The sequence below is a fragment of the Streptomyces phyllanthi genome (assembly GCF_009377205.1).
In the GTDB taxonomy this organism is placed as follows: Bacteria; Actinomycetota; Actinomycetes; order Streptomycetales; family Streptomycetaceae; genus Streptomyces; species Streptomyces phyllanthi.
This window is the reverse complement of the sequence record NZ_VJZE01000518.1, coordinates 1-6037: the sequence shown is the minus strand read 5'-3', so window position 1 is coordinate 6037 and position 6037 is coordinate 1. Positions and strand designations below refer to the sequence as shown.

The 6037-nt window shown below is 71.8% G+C and carries 8 protein-coding genes; 3 read left to right on the top strand and 5 right to left on the bottom strand.

All coding sequences use genetic code 11. The annotated features are described in order from the left end of the window. The coding region (locus tag FNH04_RS39750) for a cation diffusion facilitator family transporter (protein ID WP_152790952.1) at positions 1-961 on the top strand (961 nt) is incomplete at its 5' end. A gap of 38 nt (positions 962-999) precedes the next feature. Here FNH04_RS39750 and FNH04_RS39745 read toward each other — a convergent pair. Then, a complete protein-coding gene (locus tag FNH04_RS39745; RefSeq protein ID WP_152790950.1) occupies positions 1000-1557 on the bottom strand; it encodes a YbaK/EbsC family protein in 558 nt (185 codons plus the stop codon). Between the two features lie 42 nt (positions 1558-1599). Then, a complete protein-coding gene (locus tag FNH04_RS39740) occupies positions 1600-2172 on the bottom strand; it encodes a helix-turn-helix domain-containing protein (RefSeq protein WP_322725211.1) in 573 nt (190 codons plus the stop codon). Positions 2173-2275: 103 nt separating this feature from the next. On the opposite strand from FNH04_RS39740, the gene FNH04_RS39735 reads away from it, so the two are divergent. Then, a complete protein-coding gene (locus FNH04_RS39735; protein ID WP_152790956.1) occupies positions 2276-3133 on the top strand; it encodes a DMT family transporter in 858 nt (285 codons plus the stop codon). Between the two features lie 101 nt (positions 3134-3234). Here FNH04_RS39735 and FNH04_RS39730 read toward each other — a convergent pair whose 3' ends face one another. Beyond that, the gene (locus tag FNH04_RS39730) at positions 3235-4038 is read right to left on the bottom strand and encodes an acyltransferase (RefSeq protein ID WP_322725209.1); all 804 of its coding nucleotides are present in this window, start codon (positions 4036-4038) and stop codon (positions 3235-3237) included. Positions 4039-4159: 121 nt separating this feature from the next. On the opposite strand from FNH04_RS39730, the gene FNH04_RS39725 reads away from it, so the two are divergent. Further along, positions 4160-4690, top strand: coding sequence for a gamma carbonic anhydrase family protein (locus tag FNH04_RS39725; protein WP_152790948.1), 531 nt, complete (start codon positions 4160-4162; stop codon positions 4688-4690). A gap of 86 nt (positions 4691-4776) precedes the next feature. On the opposite strand, the gene FNH04_RS39720 is transcribed toward FNH04_RS39725, so the two are convergent. Both FNH04_RS39720 and FNH04_RS39715 read right to left on the bottom strand, forming a co-directional pair. Next, entirely contained in the window at positions 4777-5430 is a 654-nt protein-coding gene (locus FNH04_RS39720) for a DedA family protein (RefSeq protein ID WP_152790946.1), read from the bottom strand. Between the two features lie 159 nt (positions 5431-5589). Continuing rightward, positions 5590-6037, bottom strand: a 448-nt coding sequence (locus FNH04_RS39715; RefSeq protein WP_152790944.1) for a response regulator, incomplete at its 5' end; no start/stop codon positions are given.

The window sequence follows — 6037 nt, the reverse complement described above, 5'->3', positions numbered from 1 at the left end:
CCTCCTCACCCCCCACTCCCACGAGACCGCCGACAAGCTCGACTCCGCACTGGAGTCCTCCGCACGCGGCATGACGGCACTGTGGGTCTCGCTGGCCGTGCTCGGAGTGACGGCCGCGGCTCAGGCGGTCGTGGTCGTCCTGTCGGGTTCGGTCGCGCTGCTCGGCGACACCGTGCACAACGCGGCCGACGCCCTGACCGCCGTTCCGCTGGGCATCGCCTTCGTGCTGGGCCGACGCGCGGCGACGCGCCGGTTCACGTACGGCTACGGGCGGGCCGAGGACCTGGCGGGCATCGCGATCGTGCTGACCATCGCCGCCTCCGCGGCCTTCGCGGGCTGGACGGCGGTCGACCGGCTGATCGACCCGCGCCCGATGGACCACGTCCCCGTCGTCGCCGCGGCCGCCGTCATCGGCTTCCTGGGCAACGAGTGGGTGGCCCGCTACCGCATCCGGGTCGGCCGCGCGATCGGCTCCGCCGCGCTGGTCGCGGACGGACTGCACGCACGGACGGACGGCTATACGTCACTCGCGGTCCTGGTGAGTGCGGGCGGCGCAGCGCTGGGATGGCAACTCGCCGACCCGCTGGTCGGGTTGGCGATCACGGCCGCCATCCTGCTGGTGCTGCGCGATGCCGCGCGCGAGGTGTTCGGGCGGGTACTGGACGCCGTCGACCCGGCCCTGGTGGACCGTGCCGAGCACGCGCTGCGGGACGTACCGGGCGTGCGCGAGGTGGGCGAACTGCGGCTGCGCTGGATCGGCCACCGGCTGCGGGCCGAGGTCGCGGTGGTCGTCGACGGGGACGTGACCGTACGCGAGGCGCACCGCGTCGCCGTGGAGGCCGAGCACGCCCTGCTGCACGCCGTTCCGAGGCTCACCGCGGCCCTGGTCCACGCGGACCCGGCCCTGGTGCCGGGCGAGGCGGACCCGCATCTCACCCTGGCCCACCACACGGCGGCGTAGGGCCTGCCCGTAGGCGCTCCGCCCCGTCCCGTTCCCCGTCAGGCGACCCCGAGCCCGTCCAGCACCACGGCGTTCGGCAGCTCGGCGAAGGCCTTCCCCGGCACCAGCAGCTTGCCGCGCCGCCGTCCGCTGCCCACGAGGACGTACGGGAGGTCGACCACGGCCGGGTCCACGAGCACGGGCCACTCCCCCGGCAGTCCGATCGGCGTGATACCTCCGTACTCCATGCCGGTCTCCCCCGTCGCCACGTCCGTCGAGGCGAACGAGGCCTTGCGGGCGCCCAGTTGACGCCGGACCACGCCGTTCACGTCGACGCGGGTCGCGGACGGCACGACACACGCGGCCAGCGTCGTCTCACCGGCCCGCTTGCCGGCGACGACCACGCAATTCGCGGACTGTTCGAGCAGTTCCTGCCCGTAGTGCTGGACGAACACCGCGGTGTCGGCCCACTCCGGGTCCGTGTCGACGTACACGATCTGCTCGGCGGGGATGTTGCCGCTCCAGTTCCGCACCGCCTCGGCGACCGGGGCGGTGAGGTCGTCCAGGCAATCGGGTGCGGGGGTTGCGTGGTCGAAGCGTCCGATGGGTGCGCGCATGACCGCACGCTAACAGGCTGTACGGGCAGGTGAGTCGGTGCCTCAGTGCACGGGCGGTACGGACACCGTGAGCACCATCTCGGTCGGGACGTCGCCCTGATTGCCGTACTCGTGCGCGGATCCGGCCTCGAAGGTGACGCTGTCGCCAGCCGGGACGCGGTACTCCGTGCCCTCGACGGTGAGCGTCAGTTCGCCCGCCGTGACATGGGCGATCTCGACCGTGCCGGCGGGGTGCGGGTCCGACCGGCTGCTCTCACCCGGCATCAGCCGCCAGTCCCACATCTCCAGCGGGCCGGGTGCCTCCGTGCCCGCGAGCAGCCGGCTGTAACTGCCCGCGTCGGTGTGCCACAGCCGTACCACCTGCTCGGCCGGGACGACCCGGACCTTGGGTCCCTGCTCATAGTCGAGCAGCGTGGTGATGCTGACCCCGAGGGCGTCGCCGATCTTGACGACGGTGCCGAGGCTGGGGTTGGTGCGGGCCTGCTCGATCTGGATGAGCATGCCGCGGCTGACTCCCGCGCGGGCGGCGAGCGCGTCCAGTGTGAAGCCGCGCTCGGTGCGCCAACGTTTGACGTTGCGCGCCAGGGACTGGGTCAGCAGGTCGAGGTCCGACACATTCCGTCCAATATTCTAAATGACATAGTGCAATGCAATGAACTACGGTGAGGTGCACCCTCCGTTCACCGAACTGTACTGCGAGGTATCCCCCGTGACGGTCCTGCCGGCCCTGTTCGCCCTGGCCACCAGTCTCCTGTGGGGTCTGGCCGACTTCGGCGGCGGGCTGCTGACCCGGCGGACACCGGCGCTCACGGTGGTGGTCGTCTCGCAGGCGCTCGCGGTCGTCGTACTCGGGGCGATCGTGATCGCGACCGGCGGCTGGAGCGAGGCGGGCCCGCAGCTGTGGTTCGCCGTGGGCGCGGGTCTCGTCGGCCCGGTCGCGATGCTCACCTTCTACAAGGCGCTCGCGCTGGGCCCCATGGGCGTCGTCTCGCCGCTGGGTTCGCTGGGCGTGGTGGTCCCGGTCGGCGTGGGGCTGGTGCTGGGTGAGCGTCCGGGACTGGCGCAGGTCGCGGGGATCGTGGTGGCCGTCGCCGGTGTCGTGCTCGCGGGTGGTCCGCAGTTCAGGGGCGCTCCCGTACAGCGGCAGGCCGTTCTGCTGACGCTCGTCGCGGCGCTCGGCTTCGGCGCGGTGATGGCCCTGATCGCCGAGGCCTCGACGACCCTCACCGGCCTCTTCCTCGCCCTGTTCGTCCAGCGCGTCACGAACGTCGTCGCCGGTGGCGCCGCGCTGTACGTCTCGGTGCGGCGCGGCAATCCGGCCCTTCCGGTGGAGGGCTTTCCGTGGCGCTCGCTGCCGGCGCTCTCCTTCGTCGGACTGGCGGACGTCGCGGCCAACGGCACGTACTCCGTGGCCGCCCAGCAGGGCCCGGTCACCGTCGCCGCCGTCCTGGCCTCGCTCTATCCGGTGGTGACGGCCCTGGCCGCGCGCGCCCTGCTCGGCGAACGGCTGCGCGGCGTCCAGGCGGCCGGCGCGGGACTCGCCCTGGTCGGGACGGTCCTGCTCGCCACAGGCTGAGCCGGACACGCTTACGACTCCCGGGCCGAGCCGGACACGGCTTACGACTTTCGGGCCGCGCCGGACACCGCCTACGACTCCCGGGCCCAGTCGGACACCGCCTACGACTCTGCCTTGGGAGCCTGTTCCGCGAGCTCCGCCCCGTCCTGCGCGCCCAGCTCCGCCGGCGCGTTCACGGCCCCCTCGCCCAGTTCCGCGAGCGCCAGTAACTGCTCCGGTGTCACCCCGTCCGGGATCGGCACCGGCGCCGGCGTCCGCAGCGGCGGCTGCCAGCCGGTCACCGGGTCCCAGCTCCGTACGACCCTGGCGGGCGCCCCGGCCACCACCGAGTGGTCGGGCACGGCGCCTCGTACGACGGCCCCGGCGGCCACCACCACGTTCCGCCCGATCCGCGCCCCCGGCAGGATCACCGCCCCCGTCCCGATCCAGCAGCCGGGCCCGATCGACACCGGATCCATCCGCGGCCACTGCTTGCCGATGGGCTCGTGCGGGTCGTCGTACGAGTGGTTCGTGGACGTCACGTACACATACGGTCCGAAGTAGCAGTCGCTGCCGATCGTGACCGTGGTGTCGGCGATGACATGGCTGCCGCGGCCGAGCACGACGCCGTCGCCGATGCGCAGGATCGGATCGGGGCCCAGATCGAGATCGGGCATCAGCCCGGCGGTCAGCGTGACCTGCTCGGCGACGATGCAGTGCGAGCCGATGTGGATCCAGGGCTCGCCGAACACCGTGCCGAGCGGGAAGGCGAGTCTGGTACCGGTTCCCATCGCGCCGAAGCGGAACCGACCGGGGTGCTCGGCGGTCACGGAACCCGTGCGCTGCGCCCAGGCCCAGCCCGCGTGGACGGCTCGCTGTGCGAGGCGGCGACGCCATGATGAGAACGTGTTCTTGCGCTCGGGCACCCGCTCACCGTACTCAGCGGGAGCGGCGCCCAGGACGCCGTACGGCTGTGATCTTCGCCCCACGCCATGACGCGCCGATGGCTTACGGTGCCCGTAGCGACCGGCCGACGAGGAGTGAGCGATGACGCACGAGGCCCTGATAGCGGGTGTGGGCGGCAGGGATCCGAAGGTGGATCAGGAGGCGTTCGTGGCGCCGACGTCCGTGGTGCTCGGCGATGTGACGCTGCACCCGGGGTCGAGCGTCTGGTACGGCGCGGTGCTGCACGCCGAGTTCGAACCGATCGTCCTGGGAGCCGGGAGCAACGTGCAGGACAACTGCACGCTCCACGTCGACCCCGGCTTCCCGATCTCCGTCGGCGAGCGGGTCTCGATCGGGCACAACGCCGTGGTGCACGGCGCCACGATCGAGGACGACTGTCTGATCGGCATGGGCGCGACGGTGCTCAACGGGGCGGTGATCGGCGCCGGTTCCCTGGTCGCCGCACAGGCTCTGGTGCCGCAGGGCATGCGCGTGCCCCCGGGTTCACTCGTCGCGGGCGTACCCGCCAGGGTCAGGCGGGAACTGACGGACGAGGAACGCGAGGGCATCGCGCTGAACGCGGCGGTGTACGTGGAACTGGCCGGGACGCACCGGGAGGCGCACAAGGGGTAGCGGCAGCCCGCTTCCCCTCGGGCCCGGCCCGGACGTCGCCCTCGGGCCCGGCCCGGACGTCGCCCTCGGCCCGTGCTGGGCGCCCCTCAGTCGGTGGCGGGCACCGGCTCGGGCTCGGCAGCCGTCGAGGGCCGGGACTGTGCCTTCTTCGCCTTGCGCTTGAGGATCAGGAACGAACCCAGGCCGAACAGCACCGCCGCGACCAGCCCGAGCCACGAGAACCGCTTGAGCCATGCCTCGGCGACCACGCCCACGTAGTAGATGACCGCGGTGGTGCCGCCCGCCCACAGGATGCCGCCGAAGACGTTGGCGATCGCGAACTTCCAGTAGGGCATCCGCAGCACACCCGCGAGCGGGCCGGCGAAGATACGCAGCAGGGCCACGAAGCGGCCGAAGAAGACGGCCCACATGCCCCACTTCTCGAAGGACCGCTCGGCGGTGGCGATATGCCCTTCGCTGAAGTGCTTGGGGAACTTGCCGCCGAGCCAGGTCAGCAGGGGGCGCCCGCCCCTGCGGCCGATGGCGTACCCGATGGAGTCGCCGATGATCGCGCCCGCGCTGGCACACGCGCCGAGGACGAAGGGGTCGATCTCGCCGTGCTGCGAGGCGAGCAGCGCCGAGGAGACCAGGATGATCTCGCCGGGCAGCGGGATGCCCAGGCTCTCCAGACCGATGACCACGCCCACCAGCGCGTAGATGCTGACCGCAGGCACGGTCTCGAGCCATTCCTGGACGTGCAACGCCGCTCCTCCCATGTCACCGGACTCCCCGTACCGGCGTGCGCTCCGCCATGAGGCGCACGCCGGGGAAGCCTACCTGTTCACTCTGACGGCAACGGGGCCCCAAAGGTTCATCGGGGCCCGGTGGGCACCGGTGCCCCAGGAGGAACGAACCATGCCCTACCGGTCACCGGAGAGGCGTCGTTCGAGGTAGATACCGGTGAACACCGCCACCTTGGCGCGGAGCACCCAGGGGTCGAAGGGCTTGCCGATGTAGTCGACGGCACCGGCGGCGTATCCGCGGGCGGAGTGCTCGGGGTCGGTGCCCATCGCGGTGAGGAAGATGATGGGGACGTCCCGGTTGCGGGGGCGGCGCTTGATGTGCGCGGCGGTCTCGTAGCCGTCCATGTCGGGCATCTGCACGTCCATGATGATCACGGCGAAGTCGTCGTGGTCGAGCAGGGCCTTGAGCGCCTCCTGGCCCGAGGGGACGGCGACGAGTTCCTGGTCCAGGGTGCAGAGCACGGCGGTCATGGCGAGCAGGTTGTCGGGCTGGTCGTCGACGATGAGGACCTTGGGCATGGCCTGCGAGGATGCCGTGGGCAGGGTGGTGGGGGCCGGCTGGGTC